Source organism: Gluconobacter kondonii (assembly GCF_002723995.1).
GTDB classification, from domain to species: Bacteria; Pseudomonadota; Alphaproteobacteria; order Acetobacterales; family Acetobacteraceae; genus Gluconobacter; species Gluconobacter kondonii.
In genome coordinates, this window is the sequence record NZ_BEWP01000022.1 from 13,200 (window position 1) to 29,337 (window position 16,138).

At 60.8% G+C, this 16,138-nt stretch carries 12 protein-coding genes and 2 pseudogenes; 7 read left to right on the forward strand and 7 right to left on the reverse strand.

Annotation, left to right across the window (positions count from 1 at the left end; translation table 11 throughout):
• Positions 1 to 18: 18 nt before the first annotated feature.
• From GKO01_RS14160 to GKO01_RS14180, 5 genes are read right to left on the reverse strand one after another with little or no spacing between them, the layout of a single operon-like run.
• Positions 19 to 1,410, reverse strand: a complete 1,392-nt coding sequence (locus GKO01_RS14160) for a purine-cytosine permease family protein (RefSeq protein ID WP_099287584.1) — start codon at positions 1,408 to 1,410, stop codon at positions 19 to 21.
• 28 nt (positions 1,411 to 1,438) lie between these two features.
• Positions 1,439 to 2,785, reverse strand: coding sequence for a hypothetical protein (locus GKO01_RS14165; RefSeq protein WP_099287585.1), 1,347 nt, complete (start codon positions 2,783 to 2,785; stop codon positions 1,439 to 1,441).
• On the reverse strand, positions 2,782 to 4,110 hold the full coding sequence (gene hisD, locus GKO01_RS14170) for a histidinol dehydrogenase (RefSeq protein WP_099287586.1): 1,329 nt from the start codon (positions 4,108 to 4,110) through the stop codon (positions 2,782 to 2,784). The genes GKO01_RS14165 and hisD overlap by 4 nt, the downstream gene beginning before the upstream one ends.
• Positions 4,111 to 4,145: 35 nt before the next feature.
• The gene (locus GKO01_RS14175) at positions 4,146 to 4,913 is read right to left on the reverse strand and encodes an SDR family NAD(P)-dependent oxidoreductase (protein WP_099287587.1); all 768 of its coding nucleotides are present in this window, start codon (positions 4,911 to 4,913) and stop codon (positions 4,146 to 4,148) included.
• Positions 4,907 to 5,932 carry a zinc-dependent alcohol dehydrogenase gene (locus GKO01_RS14180; RefSeq protein ID WP_099287588.1) on the reverse strand — a complete coding sequence of 342 codons (1,026 nt, stop codon included), beginning with the start codon at positions 5,930 to 5,932 and terminating at the stop codon, positions 4,907 to 4,909. The genes GKO01_RS14175 and GKO01_RS14180 overlap by 7 nt, the downstream gene beginning before the upstream one ends.
• 266 nt (positions 5,933 to 6,198) lie before the next feature.
• Here GKO01_RS14180 and GKO01_RS14185 point away from each other — a divergent pair, with 266 nt between their 5' ends.
• From GKO01_RS14185 to GKO01_RS14205, 5 genes are read left to right on the forward strand one after another with little or no spacing between them, the layout of a single operon-like run.
• Positions 6,199 to 7,584 carry a purine-cytosine permease family protein gene (locus GKO01_RS14185; protein ID WP_099287597.1) on the forward strand — a complete coding sequence of 462 codons (1,386 nt, stop codon included), beginning with the start codon at positions 6,199 to 6,201 and terminating at the stop codon, positions 7,582 to 7,584.
• On the forward strand, positions 7,581 to 9,188 hold the full coding sequence (locus tag GKO01_RS14190) for an amidohydrolase (RefSeq protein WP_099287589.1): 1,608 nt from the start codon (positions 7,581 to 7,583) through the stop codon (positions 9,186 to 9,188). The genes GKO01_RS14185 and GKO01_RS14190 overlap by 4 nt, the downstream gene beginning before the upstream one ends.
• Positions 9,175 to 10,323 carry an alpha-hydroxy acid oxidase gene (locus GKO01_RS14195; RefSeq protein ID WP_099287590.1) on the forward strand — a complete coding sequence of 383 codons (1,149 nt, stop codon included), beginning with the start codon at positions 9,175 to 9,177 and terminating at the stop codon, positions 10,321 to 10,323. The genes GKO01_RS14190 and GKO01_RS14195 overlap by 14 nt, the downstream gene beginning before the upstream one ends.
• 60 nt (positions 10,324 to 10,383) lie before the next feature.
• Positions 10,384 to 11,868, forward strand: coding sequence for an aldehyde dehydrogenase (locus GKO01_RS14200; protein WP_099287591.1), 1,485 nt, complete (start codon positions 10,384 to 10,386; stop codon positions 11,866 to 11,868).
• Between the two features lie 39 nt (positions 11,869 to 11,907).
• A complete protein-coding gene (locus GKO01_RS14205; protein WP_099287592.1) occupies positions 11,908 to 12,849 on the forward strand; it encodes a 2-hydroxyacid dehydrogenase in 942 nt (313 codons plus the stop codon).
• 12 nt (positions 12,850 to 12,861) lie between these two features.
• Here the strand turns inward: GKO01_RS14205 and GKO01_RS14210 are convergent, their stop codons facing one another.
• On the reverse strand, positions 12,862 to 14,235 hold the full coding sequence (locus GKO01_RS14210) for an aminotransferase class III-fold pyridoxal phosphate-dependent enzyme (RefSeq protein ID WP_099287593.1): 1,374 nt from the start codon (positions 14,233 to 14,235) through the stop codon (positions 12,862 to 12,864).
• A 33-nt stretch (positions 14,236 to 14,268) separates the two neighbouring features.
• Between GKO01_RS14210 and GKO01_RS14215 the strand changes: the two genes are divergently transcribed.
• Positions 14,269 to 15,135 (forward strand): helix-turn-helix transcriptional regulator, encoded by an 867-nt coding sequence (locus GKO01_RS14215; protein WP_099287594.1) that lies wholly within the window; start codon positions 14,269 to 14,271, stop codon positions 15,133 to 15,135.
• A gap of 95 nt (positions 15,136 to 15,230) precedes the next feature.
• Positions 15,231 to 16,012 (forward strand): annotated as a pseudogene (locus tag GKO01_RS16385) (IS5 family transposase).
• Here GKO01_RS16385 and GKO01_RS14225 read toward each other — a convergent pair.
• A pseudogene (locus tag GKO01_RS14225) lies at positions 16,009 to 16,138 on the reverse strand (IS481 family transposase); the annotation flags it as partial. The pseudogenes GKO01_RS16385 and GKO01_RS14225 overlap by 4 nt on opposite strands.

A 16,138-nucleotide genomic window follows, 5' to 3' on the forward strand; every position in this document is an offset into this window, starting at 1 on the left:
CCGCAGGCCCTTGGAGTGTCAGTTCCGGTTGCGGGACAGGGCCAGATAAAGCACGCCGGGGACGAAAATTCCGATAATCCACGAAATGTCGATACTGCCAAGGGCGCGGGCGAGCGGGCCGGTATAGAGGCCGTTTGACAGGAACGGGATCTGGACGATGACGCCGATGGCATAGCATAGCAGGGCCGGGCGGTTGGCGCGGCCGTAGACGCCGCCATCGTGTCGGAACAGGGACGGAATATCGTAGGCCCCGTGCCGGACCAGATAATAATCGACGAGGTTGATGGCCGTCCATGGAGACAGGACGGCGAGGAGTAGCGCGATGACGTTGTCGAGGATTTCCAGAACGTTTCCGGTCAGATTGATTGTGATGACGGCGCAGCACAGGCACAATGTGAGGGCGGCGAAGGCGCGGGAACGGCTGGTCGGGGTCCAGTTGGGGCGGAATGTCTGGAGGAAGGTCAGGGACGAAAGGGCGGCGCAGTAGATCTGCATGGTACAGCTCACCAGCGTCGAGATCATGATGACTGCGAACAGCGCCATCGGCAGCAGCGGGGACCAGGGCCTGACGGCGTCGTACATGGTTCCCGAAAAGCCGGTGCTGCCGAGATAGGAGCCGATGAAAGTCGGGAACGAGGTGCCGATGACGCTGCCCGTCAGGCAGACGAGAAACGCCGTGCGCTCTCCGGTCGCCGAAGGGAGATAGCGTGTGTAATCAGAGACATAGGGGGCGTAGGCGATCTGCCACAGAACGCCGAGCGACAGGGCCGTCAGGAAGTCGTGGGGCGTTGGAGACTGCCAGAACGGCTGGGCGAGGTGGCCGCCGGATGCGGACATGTAGGCAAAAGCCAGCAGGACGAACGTGATGGCGGCGACGGGAATGAAGCCGGAGATAAAGCGTTCGATCACGTCATGACCGATCGCGCAGAGGGCGCCGATGACGAGGACGGAAATCCAGATGGGAAGCTGGCTGACGGAGGGGCCGAAGACCTGCACGATCTGTTCGCGGCTGATGGCGAAGAAGGTCGAGGTGAAGCCGACATACATCAGGATGATGATGGCAATGATCAGCAGGCTGCCGGTGGAGCCAAACTGACCGCGTGTCTGCTGCATCTGTGGGATGCCTAGATGAGGACCCTGTGCGGCGTGGAGGGCCATGAAGACGCCGCCCACCAAGTTGCCCGAGAGAATGGCGAGGAGGGACCAGCCGAGGGAGAGGTGGCAGATGGTTGGGTATAGCAGGCCCGTCATGACGGCCATGATGTTCTGGTTGGCGCCGATCCAGACCATCAGCAGCGACCAAGCGTTGCCGTGACGGCGGTCTTCGGGAATGGGAAAGATCGTTTCGTTTTCAACGGTAAACGCCGATGTTGCGGTTTCCTGAACGGTCTTGTTGGGGGACGGGTTCATGAAGGCAGGATCTTTCCCGTTTTCTGGTTCAGAGATCGTTCCACTCTGGCATTGTATTGGATGGGTCGATAGCCCCCAGAAAACGCGATATCACGTCCTCGCTTTCGGGTTCGGCCCCGCACATCAGGGCGATGGCCAGACCGGTCAGCGACGAGGCGGATGTGTGGCGGCCTATGGGCTTTTCTTCCGACCTAGCGCAGAGATCCATGACGAGGGTGGGGCAGCAGAACAGGCCAGAGCGGATTGTTTCGCGCCAGTTGTTGGGGAGTGCATCATGCTGCGCCAGACCTTCGAGCAGGGGGCGCCAAAGCAGGCGGCCCTTGTCCTGAAGGAAGGCCCGTCGCAGGGGCGGAAGCGACCAGTTTGTCTTGATGAACGCCGTTCCGTTGCTGATCCGGATTTCGGGGCAGGTTTTCAGCTCTGCGGAATGATAGAGCCAGTCCGCATGGGCGAAAATGTTGTGAAACGTGGCCTTGATTTCTGCGAGCAGGGCCGGAATGTGGCGTCCGGCGAAAGCGGGGTCGAACAGGGTGAGGCTGGTGGTGTCGGGGTTGAACCAGACATTCGCGTTATGGGCGTCTCCGTGGGCCACCACGCCGCCGCTCTGGGCCAGTGCCTCGGGCGACAGGTTTTTAAGCGCGTTGTAAAAGCAGTCTTTCAGGGTGCGGTCGTAGCGAATGCCGTCGATCACCCAATGCAGTTCGAGAAGCTCGCTGCCGGTCAGGGTTGCGTCCGGAAATGTGAAAGTCCGTTCGGGGGCGAAGAATTTCGTTGCGCGGCTGCCGAGCGTGCCGGGCGGTTGATCCGGGGTGGTGAGGCGATGGTGAAAGAGCTGGTGGATGGGTTCGTCCGCGCTCTGTTGGCCGGTGATCGGGTGCCATGAGCGCAGGTAGACTGTGGCGCTCAGGGCGTCCAGGTCCTGCTGGGCGTGTCTGAGGGCCGGGGCATCCGCGCCCGGCAGGGGCGTGTCACCGTCAGCGGCGCGGGCGGCATCGGCGAGTTTCGGGATGGTTTTGAGCGGGTAGAGCAGGATCTGCCGCCCGACACGGCGGCAGACATGGGCGGGCATATCGACCGGAAATCCGGCTTCCAGCAGGATTTCGCCCCTGTAGAATTCCTGGAGGACGGAGTCTTCGTTTTCCTCATGGTGGAATTTGAAGAAAAAGCGTTCTCCGGTGTCACGGGTCATGAAACCGTTGACGGAGTTCAGGCTGTAATCATCCGCGCCGAGTGTGACGTCCGTGATATGGAAGCCGAATTCTTCCGCGATCATGCGCGACAGGAGGTCCGCAGCCAGAGCGGGGTTTCCGCTCCGGGCTGCGGCGAGGATGCCTGCCGCGTTGACGGTTTCCTCGCGGGCTGTTTGGGGACTCATCGGGGCTGGATCTTTGGCATGGGGCGGGTCGAGGAGACGGCGCGGGCATGGCCTGAGAAGTTTTCGTAGAGGGCGAAACGTTCCGCATGGCGTGCGGCTTCGGGGTACGCTTCGGGCGAGACGCGTGCGAAGGACATGCGCTTCATGAAGTCATGGACCGAGAGCGGGGAGTGGGTGCGGGCAGCGCGGTTCGTGGGGAGCACGGCGTTCGGGCCGAGGACGTAGTTGCACAATGTGACGGGAGAGGCGGTGCCGAGAAGGACTTCGCCTGCATTGCGGATGCGGCCGAGATCCGCCATCGGATCGACTGTCAGGATTTCGAGATGTTCGGGCGCGTAGGCGTTCGTGAAATCGACGGCGGCGCTGAAATCCTTGGTCAGGATCACCCCGCCATGCGCGCCGCCCAGAACAGCGCGGGAGAAATCGGCGCGTTTGGGGTCCATTTCGGCCCAGTGCGCGGGCAGGGCGGCAATGACGCCTTCGGCCACGCGCCGACTGCTGGTGACGAGCCAGGCGGAGGAATCCGGGCCGTGTTCGGACTCGATGATGAGGTCCAGCGCTGCCAGAACCGGATCGACGCTGTCATCGGTCAGGATGATGCTCTCGCTGGGGCCTGCGGGGATGCCGGGGTCGATCCGGTCGGACAGCAGGCGCTTAGCGGCGACGACATACGGGCTGCCGGGGCCGACGATCTTGGCGCAGGCGGGCACGGTTTCCGTCCCGAAAGCCACGGCGGCGACGGCCTGTGCGCCGCCGCATTTATAGACTTCCTCGACCCCGATGAGGCGGGCGGCTACGAGGGTTCCGGCGTCGACGGTGCCGTCGGGGGAGGGCGGTGTGACGATAATCAGACGCGGGACGCCAGCCACTTTTCCGGGGATGGTCGTCATGTTCACGACGCTGGGGAAGCTGCCCTTGCCGCGCGGGACGTAACAGGCCACGGAGTCGATGGGGATGTTGCGGTCTCCGGCCCAGATGCCGGGCTGGACCTCGATCATCCAGCTTTCTTCCGGCTTTTGCGCGTCGTGAAAGCGGCGGATGTTTTCGATGCCGTATTTGATGGATTCGAGGACGTCAGGCTCGATGCTGGCGAAGGCGGCGTCGAACTCTTCCGGCGTGGCCCGGATGCTCATTTCGGGGGCGGTCACACCGTCGAAAGCCTGTGCGAAATGACGCAGGGCGGCGTCGCCTTCGGTGCGGACGCGCTCGATGATCGGTTTGACGCGCTCGAAAAACACCGACAGGTCGCTCTCTGTGCGTTGCAGCAGGGCTTCGGGGATTGTTTCGGCTTGGGTCAGATCATGGAAGGTGATGTTTTCAGACATCGGGTCTCTCTTTTCGGGTCGGAAGGGTGGAAGGATCAGAGCGCGGCGAGTGTTCCGCCGTCCACGTACAGGACCTGTCCGGTGATGTAGGCGGAGGCTGTGGAGCAGAGGAATTGCAGGGGCCCTGCGAGGTCGTCAGGCAGTCCGAAGCGTGCGAGGGGGATGCCCGACAGCATTTTTTCCCGCCATGCGTCGTTGCGGAAAAACGTGTCGGTCATGTCCGTATGGAAGTAGCCGGGCGCCAGGGCGTTGACCCGGATGCCCCGAGGCGCCCATTCGACGGCGAGGCTGCGTGTCAGGCCGAGGATGCCGGATTTCGAGGCGCTGTAGGGGACGGCCTTTGCGACGCCCGCGGCCGAGGTGAGGGAGGCGAGGTTGATGATGCTGCCTCCGTCCGGCATCAGGCGGGCGGCCTGCTGGGCCACGAAGAACGGCCCTTTCAGGTTGGTGTCCAGAAGGCGGTCCCACAGGGCTTCGTCCACGTCGTCGCAGGCGCGGAGAGTTTCGTCGCCCGCATTGTTGACGAGGATGTCGAGCGTTCGGCTTTCGCGGGCGACCCGGAAGAAGGCCTCGCGGATCGTGCCAAGTTTGCTGACATCAATGACGAGCGGATGCAGAGTCAGACCGTCGGAGAGGGCCTCGGAGCGGGCTGCATCGAGAGTGTCGGCGTTGCGTCCGGAGATCCAGACGTTCGCGCCGCAGCGGGCGAGGTGGAGGGCCATGGCTTTCCCCAGGCCGCGTCCGCCGCCGGTGATGAGAGCCGTTTTGCCTGCCAGCGAGAAAAGCGGGGCGACCTCTACCATGTTCCGTCCGTACCGTTAGGGGCGATTAGGGTTTTCAGGCGGTTTTCCGCGCCTGAGCGCAGATGGGTATAGAGGGCCGGCAGATCGATGAGGGCTGCGGCCGGAGTGATTAGCTGGTCGAGAAACGGAACGAGGCCGGGGAGACACTGGATGGCGGCGGGCATTTCGTCTGCGAAGGCGCTGACGCCCCGGATGTCGAGTTCCCGTTCCACGATCAGGTTGAGGTCGATCCGGGGTGTCTGATGGAAAATGCCGGCCAGCACGAGCCTGCCGCCCGGAGCGAGGCGCTGGCAGGCCATTTCTACAACGGAGGCGGCTCCGGTGGCGTCGAGAACAAACGCGGGGCCTTCCGGGCCGAACAGGGTGTTCCAGTCTTCTGCGTCCGGAGGGAGGGAGGCCGTGCCGATGGTTTCGGCGAGGAGTGTCTGGCGCCCGATGTTGCGTTCAAGCAGATGGACGTCATGGCCATGCTGCCGAAGCAGGAGGGCGGCTAGCCCTCCGATCGTGCCGCCGCCGCAGATGATGACCGGAGAACCGGGTGTCGGGGCGAGGCGGTTGACGGCGTGGAGGGAGACGGAGAGCGGTTCGACGAGGGCGCCGTATCTCAGGGGGAGTGTGTCGGGGAAAGGCAGGACCTGAGTGGCGGGCAGGATGACGTCCTGCGCGAAGCCGCCGTCGCAGCTTTCTCCAATGAAGCTCAGGTTCCGGCACAGGTTTTTTCGGCCAGAGCGGCACGACTGGCAGGTTCCGCAGCCGACCCTTGAATCCGCGATGACGGGTGTGCCGACTGTCAGTGAACCGCAATTGCCGCTGGTTTGGGTGATGGTTCCGGAAAATTCGTGGCCCGGTGTGACGGGACAGCGGGAAAGCCACTGCCCGGTCTGGAAATTGTGCAGGTCGGACCCGCAGATCCCCGCTGCTTCGACCCGGATGCGGACACAGCCGTCCGGCAGGTCCCGCGATATCGGGACGGGGAGAACCTGAATGTCTCCAATGCCGGAAAAACGGGCAGCAAGCACGAAATTCTTCCTTTCCCATCAGACTGAGGCCGGGCCTCATTTCTCTATTCCGGTATAGATATGATGAAGCCGGAATGAAAAGACTGATCGGGAGGAACTGCGCGTAGCTTTTTCCGGGGTAGGGCTTCAGGAAATATGCACCAGAAACACATTACCAATACGGAAAAATGTATGTTTTATAATGATCTGATATTGCAATGGAACGTGGCAGTGTCAGCATCTTTCCGCATGGCGGATTGACGGGCAGAAGGACGGAGAGTGGCGCGATGGAGACCATTGGCACACTGGAAATAGAGACGATTTACCCCATTTCTCCGGATCGCCGTCATGGGAGTGCGAAAGACCTGTTTACGGTCTGGTTCGGGCCGAATCTCATGATGCTGACGGTCGTAACCGGGGCGTTGGCGACGACGGTTTTCGGGCTGTCTCTGGTTCCTGCGCTACTGGCGCTTCTGGCGGGCAATCTGGTGGGCGGCATTTTCATGGCGCTGCATGCGGCTCAGGGGCCTCGATTAGGTGTGCCGCAGATGATCCAGACGCGGGGGCAGTTCGGGCTGTTCGGGGCGGTTCCTGTGACAGCGGTGATTGTGCTGATGTATGTCGGGTTTGCGGCCTCAAATCTTGTTCTGGGAGCGGAGGGGCTTCAGTCATGTTTTCCGGGGCTGGGGCGGTTTCCGGCCATTCTGATCATTCAGATTCTGTCCATCGTTCCTGCCATCCTTGGCTATCATGTGATCCATGTTGCGGCGCGGATTCTGACGCTGCTGTGCGGGGCGGCCGTGCTGGTCTGTCTGTGGCAGGTCATGGGTGTGCACCCGGCGGTGCATGATATTGTGGCGTCGTCATGGAGCGGGACGGGTATTCTGCGGACCCTGTCGCTGGCGGCTTTATGGCAGATTGCCTATGCGCCTTATGTTTCGGATTCGTCGCGATATCTTCCGGCGGGGCCGAAAAGCGAAAAATATGCGTTTCTGGCGTGTTTTTCGGGGTCCGTTTCGGGGTCGATGCTGGCCATGGGGCTGGGGGCTGCGATCGGGATCGTGGCGGGTGGGGCGCATGTCATTCAGGCGCTTACGGCGATTCTGGGCGTAACGGCGGTGCCGGTTCTGCTGGCGCTGTCCATCGGCATTGCGGTGGCGAATGCCATGAATGTCTATTGCGGGGCGCTCTCGACGCTGACTGTGGCGCAGACGTTCACGCCGGACCGTCATTACGGCAAAGGCGCGCGGCTTGTGGTGACGGTGGGGCTGCTGTCGCTGGCTTTCGGCATGGCCACGCTCATGGCCGATCAGTTCATGACGGCTTACAGCGAGTTTCTGGAACTTCTGATGTCGGTCATGATCCCGTGGACGGCGATTAACCTGACGGATTATTACATTCTCCATCATGGAGACTATGACGTCGCCTCTTTCTTCAAGAAAGACGGCGGGATTTACGGGTATTACAACACGCCGGCCCTGATCTGTTACGGGGTCGGGATTGCGGTGCAAATTCCGTTTCTGGCGACCAATCTTTATACGGGAAGTATGGCAAAAGTGTTGGGAGGAGTGGATGTTTCCTGGGTGGTGAGCCTCATCCTGACGCCGGTAATCTATATTGTTGCGGAGCGGACGTTCCGGCGGAAAGTTCTGCCTGCGGGAGAGCGGGCATGACGCTTTTATACAATGCGCGGATTGCGCTTCCGGGCGATGAGCGATTTGAAGGCGCGGTCCTTCTGCGCGATGGGCGGATTGCGGCAATTGGCGAGTGTCAAGCGTTGCTTGACGGCTGCGGGGCGGATGTGGAGCAGGTGGATCTAGGGGGCGCCTGTGTCCTTCCGGGGTTTGTGGACAGCCATCTTCATCTGTTGATGGGGGCGGAATATCTGTCGAATATCGGCCTGCGGGACGCCAGAACGATGGCGGAAGTCGTGGGGCGGGTGGAGGCGTTTGCCGCTGCGCATCCAGAGCGGGAATGGCTTGTAGGGCTGGAATGGAGCTACGGCTATCCGGATCTGCCGCCCGAAGGTTTTGACCGTGCGATGCTTGATGCGGTGGTGCTGGACCGGCCGGTTTTTCTGAGGTCCGGCATGGCGCATGCGGCCTGGGCCAACAGCAGGGCGCTCGAACTTGCGGGCATTGATGCGTCCACGCCGAACCCGGAGGGCGGGGAAATCGTGCGCCGTCCGGATGGGTCTCCGACGGGGTGGCTCAAGGAAGAGGCGGGTAAGCTGGTCGGGGCGCATGTGGTGCCCATGGATGAGGCGCTGGTTCGGGACGGTCTTGAGCGCGTTCTGGAGGAAATGGCTCGTTGCGGGATCACGAGGGTTGAGAGCGCGGCCTATGACGAAGGGCTGTTTCCGGCGCTTGCGGAGATGGAAGCCTCCGGCGCGCTGACCTGTCGGGTCGGGGTCATGGTCGAGATGCCGCCGCCGGAGCTTTCGGAAAAGCGGCTGGCCGAGATCGGGGAGCTGCGTCGGCGGTATCATTCGCCGATGCTGAGTCTGGACGGGGTAAAGTTCTTTCTGGATGGCGTTCTTGAATCGCATACGGCCAGCATGCCGCAGGGTTATGCGGACCGGCCGGACGAGACGGGAACGCTGGTCTGGAAGCCTGAGGCCTATCACTCCGCTGTGCGGCAGGTGTCCGAGGCGGGGTTTCAGATCTGGACGCATGCGATCGGCAGTGGGGCGATCCGGCTTGCGCTGGATGCCTATGCGCAGGTTCCCGAAGCGACGCGCTCCCTGCGGCATCGCGTCGAGCATGTGGAAATTCCGTTTGCCGGGGATATTCCCCGGTTCAAAGAGCTGGGTGCGGTTGCCTGTCTTCAGCCTGTGATGGTTGCGCCGTCCGATGAATGGATGGGGATGGACGGGGTGTGGGCGCAGCGGGTGCGCGAGAGCGAGCAGGAGCGGGCGTTTCCGAACCGGTCGCTTCTGGATGCGGGCAGTGTCGTGGCGTTCGGGACGGACTGGCCGATCGTGTCGCTGTCGCCGCTTCGGGGGATCGGCAAGGCCGTGACCCGCCGGAGCCTTGCGGGAGGCGCGGCGTTCGTTCCGCAGCAGGCCATCAGCGTTGACGAGGCGCTGTATGCCTATACGGCGGCGGGGGCTTTTGCCTGTCATCGTGAGGGGCAGGAAGGCAGCATCGAGGTCGGAAAACTGGCGGATCTGGTGATTCTGGATGCGGATCCGGCTGATGTGCCGCCCGAGCGGATTTCGGAAATTTCGGTTCTGATGACCGTTCTTGGGGGGCGGGTCGTTTATGACGCGCGTTGATGACGGTGTCTTTTCCGGTGTTGCGGCGTCCGCGCGGCGGCGTCTTCCCCGGCTGTTTGCGGATTATGTCGATGGGGGCGCGCATGGAGAATGGACCATGGTGCGGAACCGTGAGGCTTTCCGCGAATGGGGGATCGTGCCGCGGGGGCTGAAGAACGTCGAGACCGTGGATGCGGGTGTGCGCTGTTTCGGGCAGGAGTGGGCAGCGCCGTTCATGCTCGCGCCGGTCGGCTTTGCGGGGATGTTGCATCCGGACCGCGAAACGGGCGCCGCGCGTGCGGCGTTGCGCTGCGGGGTGGGGATGGCCGTTTCCACCTTTTCCATTGATCCGATGGAAGCGGTTGCGAAAGTCGGGGGCGCGCCGCTTGCGCAGATCTATGTTTTCCGGGACCGGGGTCTGACGCGGGACATGCTGGCCCGTGCGGCGCAATGCGGCATGGACGGCATTATCGTAACGATTGATACGGCTATTACGCCCGTGCGGGAGCGGGATGTGCGGAATGGATTCCGCCATCTTTCGCGGCCCACGCTGATGCAGATGGCGGGGATGATGGCCCATCCGCGCTGGTGTCTGGGCATGGTGGGGCGCGGGACGCCGGCGATCGGAAATCTGGCCGCCTATACCTCGGCGCACGGTATCATGGGGCAGGCCAAGGATATGGCCGCGCAGATTGATCCCACGCTCGACAGGGCCGGGCTTGAATGGCTCCGGAGCGAATGGAAGGGGCGGCTTGTTGTGAAGGGCGTCATGCACCCGGAAGACGCAGGGAACGCTATTGCGGCGGGTGCGGATGGGGTGATCGTCTCCAATCATGGTGGACGGCAGATGGACCCGTCTCCGGCGACGCTGGACGTTTTACCGCAGATTGTGGACGTCGTTGAGGGCAGGGGCGATATCGTTCTCGACAGTGGCATTCGCCGGGGCGGGGACGTTGTGACGGCGCTGGCGCTGGGGGCGACGGCCGTTTCCATCGGGCGTCCGTGGGCCTGGGCGCTGGCTGCGGGCGGTGAGGCCTCCGTGGAGAAAGCCATCCGCGCGCTGTCTCAGGAAGTGGTGGATATTCTGGGGCTGGCCGGTCTTGAAGACATCGCTGCCCTGCGCAGGCGCGGGCCGCAGGCTCTATGGAAATTATAGTCCGACATGTCCGGGCCTGAGGGCCTGCAGGATGTCTGAAGACGGAAGAGAGCAGACCGGATGACGAAAAATACCGAGTTTTATACGAAGCGTGCTGCCGAACTGTCATTGCGCAACGACTGCTGGATTGACGGGCGGTTTGTTCCGGCTCTTTCGGGGCAGCGGTTCGAGACCGTCAATCCGGCGACGGGCGCTGTTCTGGCGCAGGTGGCGCGGGGCGATGCCGGGGATATCGACCGGGCCGTTGTCAGCGGGCGGGCCGCCTTTGAAAGTGCTGTCTGGTCTGGCCTGACACCGGCGGAGCGCAAGGCCGTTCTGCTGCGCTGGGCGCAGCTTGTGCGGGACAATCTTGAAGAACTGGCCCTTTTGGACACGCTGGATGTGGGCAAGCCGATTTCCGATACGCTCACGATTGACGTGCCGGGTGCTGCGGCTATTCTGCAATGGCATGCTGAGGCCATCGACAAGCTGTATGACGAGATTGCACCGACGGGCGGGCGGGATCTTGCGATGGTGCGCCGGGTGCCGCTTGGGGTTGTAGGTGTGGTGGTGCCGTGGAATTTTCCGCTGGATCTCGCGATCTGGAAAATTGCGCCGGCTCTGGCTGTGGGAAACTCAGTTGTTCTTAAGCCTGCCGAGCAGTCTCCGCTGTCCGCATTGCGCCTTGCGGAGCTTGGGTCCGAAGCCGGTCTGCCAGCGGGTGTGCTGAACGTCGTGACGGGGTTAGGGCATGAGGCGGGGCGCGCTCTGGGGCTGCATCCGGATGTGGACTGTCTGGCCTTTACCGGTTCGACGGAGATCGGAAAGCTCTTTCAGGGCTATGCCGGTGAGAGCAACATGAAGCAGGTCTGGCTGGAGACGGGCGGGAAGAGCCCATGTCTGGTATTTCCTGATGCCGATTTGGAGGCTGCTGCGGACAAGGCAGCCTGGGGTATTTTCTTCAATCAGGGGCAGGTCTGTTCGGCGAATTCGCGTCTGTTGGTACATGAAACGATCGCGCAGGATATGATCGGGCGGCTGAAGGCCAGAGCCGAGGCTCTTGTGCCCGGTAATCCGCTGGACCCGTCTACGCGGCTGGGGCCGATGGCGACGGTGGAGCATGCGGACCGTGTTGCCGGTTTCATTGAAGCCGGACGTCAGAGCGGCAGACTTGTGACGGGGGGAGGGCAACTGACCCATGGGGCATCGCGGGCCTATATCCAGCCGACGGTTTTTGCGGATGTTGCGTCGGACGCCACGATTGTGCGCGAGGAGATTTTCGGACCTGTTCTGGCTGTCCAGACGTTCCGGGACGAGGATGAGGCGGTGGCTCTGGCCAATGATACGCCTTACGGTCTGGCGGCGTCCGTCTGGACCCGGGACATCACGCGGGCTTTGACAGTTTCGGACAGGCTGAATGCGGGAACGGTGTCGATCAATACCGTTGATGCGTTGTCTCCGATGACGCCGTTCGGGGGCATGAAGCAGTCCGGTTTCGGACGTGACCTCTCGCTTCACAGTTTCGATAAATATTCTGCTCTGAAGACGGTCTGGATCAAATACTGATCCGTTCGGGCGCGTGTTGGGGTTTTGCGGAGAAATCTGATGGTAACGCTTGCAATCAGTGCAGAAGGGCCGGGCGTCTGGGAGAGCTGGCGGAATGCTTTCCGTGAGGTGGCGCCCGGTATCCGGACGGCGTCGTGGTTTGATCCGGCGTTTGATCCGTCCAAAGCCGATTATGCGCTGGTCTGGGACCCGGCTCCTGGAGAAATGGCGAAAATGCAGCATATGCGCGCCATTTTCTGTAGTGGGGCGGGGGTGAACCATCTGGTGGGTCGGGAAGATTTTCCGAAGGATGTCATGCTGGTCCGTATGGGGGGAGACCAGACGGCGGTTCTGATGGCGGATTATGTGCTGTGGGCGATCGTTTCGCTGCTGCGTGATGCGCGGACCTGGGCCTTGCAGCAGGAGAAGAAAATCTGGCGTCGCAATCTTGAATACCGCACGAGTGCGGAGACCACGATCGGGATTCTGGGATATGGCAATCTGGGGTCGGCTGTGGCGCAGCGCCTGTCAAAGGCCGGGTTTCAGGTTTCGGCGTGGTGTCGCCGGGTGCGGCCGATTGAGGATGTTGCGCTGTATTTCGGAGAGGACGGCAAGGTCGATTTTCTCGGAAAGACAGATATTCTGGTCAATCTTTTGCCAAGTACGCCGCAGACGCGCGGTCTGATTGATGCGGAGTTTCTGTCCCATCTGAAGCCGGGGGGCAGTCTGATCAATGTGGGGCGTGGCGAGCAGGTGGTGGCGGAAGACCTGATTTCGGCGCTCGACAGCGGGCGGATGCGGGGGGCTGTGCTGGATGTTTTTGCGCAGGAGCCACTGCCGCAGGATGCTGTTTTCTGGGAGCACCCGAAAGTTTTCGTGACCCCCCATGTTGCGGCCGAGGCGTCCTGCAAAATGCAGGCGGCTTATGTCGCCGGGGCTATCGGCGAGATCGAGGCGGGGAAGACTCCCGCCCTGACCTATCACCCTGACTGGGGATATTGAGAACGCTTACCTTCAGGCTTTTGAAAGGTCGTGCATGACCTCCGTGATGCTTTCGCGGAGGATGTCTCCAATTCTGGCGATCTGCTCTTCCGACAGGATCAGTGGTGGGGATAGAATCAGGATATGTCCAAGCGGGCGGGCGACGAGGCCTTTTTCCTGAGCCTTGCGCGCGACCAGCATGCCAATGTTGAGCTTGGCATCGAAGAGGGTTTTGCTGGTCCTGTCCCTGACGAATTCTATGCCCATCATAAAATGGCTGCCGCGGACTTCGCCGACGATGTCGAGATCTTCCAGCGTGCGTAATGTGTTTTCAAACAGCTTGCCCGTGACGAGTACCCGTTCCGGGATCTGTTCGGCTTCCATTAGGGCGATATTCGCCAGACCGGCGGCGGCGGCGGCCGGATGGCCGGCATAAGTCATGCCGTGGGTGAAGATGCCGTCCGGGCCGGACACCACATCGTAGATTTCGTCGGTCATGATCGTGGCGGCGAGGGGCTGATAGCCGGAGGTGACGCCTTTTGCGATGGTGATCATGTCCGGCTGGGTATCGAAAACCGCTTCGGAAGCGAAGAAATGTCCGAGACGTCCGAACGCCGTGACGACTTCATCGGCTACAAACTTGATATCGTATTCCCGACAGACGTCCTGAACGCGTCGGTGGTATCCTTTGGGTGGAACGATGACGCCGCCAGCTCCCATGATGGGTTCGCCAATGAAACAGGCGATGTTTTCGGGGCCAAGGCGTTCGATTTCATGGCGCAGGTCGGCGATGAGCAGATCCGTGAAGTCCGCCTCTGTCATCCCGTCGCCTTCGCGCCAGTAATGCGGTTTTTTCAGGTGATGGACGATCCCTTCGGCTTTTGACCAGCCTTTGGAATAGGCGGGGGTGGTCATTGCGATGGAGAGATAGGTCGAGCCGTGATACGCGCCGTGGCGGCTCAGGACGAGTTTCTTTTCGGGTTTTCCCAGGCGCTCGTAATAATGATGCAAGATGCGCACGGCGCCGTCATTGGCATCCGACCCTGAAGTGGAGAAATGGACGTGATTCAGGTTTTCAGGCGCCAGTTGCGCCAGTTTTTTGGCCAGTGCGGCGGCTGTGGGGTGCGTGAAGGTGTAGAAGGTGGAATAAAAATCCAGCGTTGAAAGCTGGTTGGAAATGGCGTCAATGATCTCGGGGCGTCCGTGACCCACGTTGACGCACCACAAACCGCCAATGCCATCAATCAATTCCTGACCGTTACTGTCACGAACCATGACGCCCTTTGCTGCAACGATTGCGGTGCGGGCATGGGGTTTCTTTAGACTGTCAAGATCCGCCCAGGACTGGACGAGATGGGTATCTGCCGCGAGAATGTCTTCGGTGGTGTAGGGTAGTGCAGACGGCATGTTCAGGTCCTCCATCTATAAGGGCTGTGCGGGATGCAGCTGCTGATGTGTGATGGTAGGCTCTGTGTGGATGGGACGTATATTGCCCTGAAGGGGTATAGCCGGATGTTTTGTCAGCAGGAACAGCAGCTTGGGGCGGTGATTTCAGCGCTGATGACTCCTGCGTTCGAGCAGTATCTTGTGGCGTGGCTCGAGAGTTGTGTCCCGATCGATAATCTGACGATCCTTTCCTATGGGAGGGATGGTCGGCCGAAGTGCCTGTTGACGCACTCAAAAGAAAAAAATGTCCATGCCCGGTTTGACAGTGCGTATTGCACGGGGATCTATCTGCTTGATCCGTTTTTTGTTGTGGACAGGGCCGGGACGCCTTCGGGGCTATATCGTCTTGAGGATATTGTTCCCGATCATTTCGCTGCGTCGGACTATTACCTGAAATATTACCGGGATACGCATATTCTGGACGAGATGACGTATCTGGTCCGGATATCGGCGGATGTTTCCATTCATATCTGTCTCGGGCGCGATACGAGTTCGGGAGAGACATTTGTTGCGGCGGAGTGGGAAAAAGCTCTCGCCATTCAGCCTGTTGTAGCAGCGCTGGCGGGGAGACACTGGTCAGGGCTTGAAGCTGCGCCGACCGCACATGCGCAGGATACCATGACGGAGTTCCGCGAGCAGTTTGAAAAGACGTATGGCATCGTGCTGACGGCGCGGCAGTCACAGACGGCTTTGCTGATTTTGCGGGGGCATTCCTCGCGTTCGATTGCAAGGCTGATGGGGGTGAGCGTGCAGACGGTGAAGGTGTTTCGCAAACAGATCCATACGCGCTGTGCCATTTCCTCGCAGGCGGAGCTTTTTGCGATGATGATGCCTGTTCTGGTCAGGCTGGGTGAGCAATAACGCTCTGGTTAGGTCACGTTGACAAAAGATCTATACGATTTGGCTGAGATCTGATTCACTTGCTGGCTGTGGGATAACGGGCAGAGAGAACAGGCATGGCACGAGGCGATCTGACGGATCAGGAATGGGCGATGATTGGTCCACTTCTGCCGCCTGAGCGTGGACGTTGGGCACGTCCATCTGGAGACAATCGCCAGTTTCTCAATGGTATGCTGCATGTTCTACGAACGGGTTGCCCCTGGCGGGACATGCATGAACGCTACGGCAAGTGGAACTCGGTCTATGTCAGGTTCCGGCGTTGGGCTGAACAGGGTGTCTGGGATGCTCTTTTACAAACCCTGGTAGATCTCGGGCTGACTGATAACTGGCAGCATATGATCGACAGCACCGTAATCCGCGCCCATTCACAGGCCACTGGGGCAAAAGGGGGGCTTATTCGGAGGCTTTTGGTCGGTCACGCGGCGGCTTTACGAGCAAAATCCATGCCCGATGTGACAATCAGGGACGCCCTCTCGGCTTTGTTCTTACCGGAGGCCAAGTCTCGGATTACAAAGCTATAGACGCCCTGATGAAGCTACCTGTCCCGAACCCCAAAGCCATGCTGGCCGACCGGGGCTATGACAGTGACAGTTTCCGCCAGGAACTGCTGGTCCACGGGATCCTGCCAGTCATTCCATCACGCAAAGGCCGCAGCGCTCCACAGAAAACAGACTGGCGGCGTTACAGGGATCGCAACCACATCGAGCGGATGTTCAACAGGCTCAAGCAGATGCGCCGCATAGCGACCCGCTACGACAAGACCGCTTTATCCTTCATGAGTTTCCTCAATATCGCCGCCGCAAAATTCTGGATTGGGTCTTTTGTCAACGTGACCTAGGTGTTTAGTCCCGTGTTTTGATGGGTTGGATTGATGATGAATCTTTCTGGCTCTGAAGTCCAGATTTTGCAGACGTATTCGTAAGGGGTAAGGCCACTGAGGGTCTTGAGCCTTCGCCCGAAATTA

Excerpts from the sequence above, each read along its gene's own strand:
- GKO01_RS14160 (WP_099287584.1), bottom strand. The coding sequence starts at position 1,410 with ATGAACCCGTCCCCCAACAAGACCGTTCAGGAAACCGCAACATCGGCG.
- GKO01_RS14165 (WP_099287585.1), bottom strand. The coding sequence starts at position 2,785 with ATGAGTCCCCAAACAGCCCGCGAGGAAACCGTCAACGCGGCAGGCATC.
- hisD (WP_099287586.1), bottom strand. The coding sequence starts at position 4,110 with ATGTCTGAAAACATCACCTTCCATGATCTGACCCAAGCCGAAACAATC.
- GKO01_RS14175 (WP_099287587.1), bottom strand. The coding sequence starts at position 4,913 with ATGGTAGAGGTCGCCCCGCTTTTCTCGCTGGCAGGCAAAACGGCTCTC.
- GKO01_RS14185 (WP_099287597.1), top strand. The coding sequence starts at position 6,199 with ATGGAGACCATTGGCACACTGGAAATAGAGACGATTTACCCCATTTCT.
- GKO01_RS14190 (WP_099287589.1), top strand. The coding sequence starts at position 7,581 with ATGACGCTTTTATACAATGCGCGGATTGCGCTTCCGGGCGATGAGCGA.
- GKO01_RS14195 (WP_099287590.1), top strand. The coding sequence starts at position 9,175 with ATGACGCGCGTTGATGACGGTGTCTTTTCCGGTGTTGCGGCGTCCGCG.
- GKO01_RS14200 (WP_099287591.1), top strand. The coding sequence starts at position 10,384 with ATGACGAAAAATACCGAGTTTTATACGAAGCGTGCTGCCGAACTGTCA.
- GKO01_RS14205 (WP_099287592.1), top strand. The coding sequence starts at position 11,908 with ATGGTAACGCTTGCAATCAGTGCAGAAGGGCCGGGCGTCTGGGAGAGC.
- GKO01_RS14210 (WP_099287593.1), bottom strand. The coding sequence starts at position 14,235 with ATGCCGTCTGCACTACCCTACACCACCGAAGACATTCTCGCGGCAGAT.
- GKO01_RS14215 (WP_099287594.1), top strand. The coding sequence starts at position 14,269 with ATGCAGCTGCTGATGTGTGATGGTAGGCTCTGTGTGGATGGGACGTAT.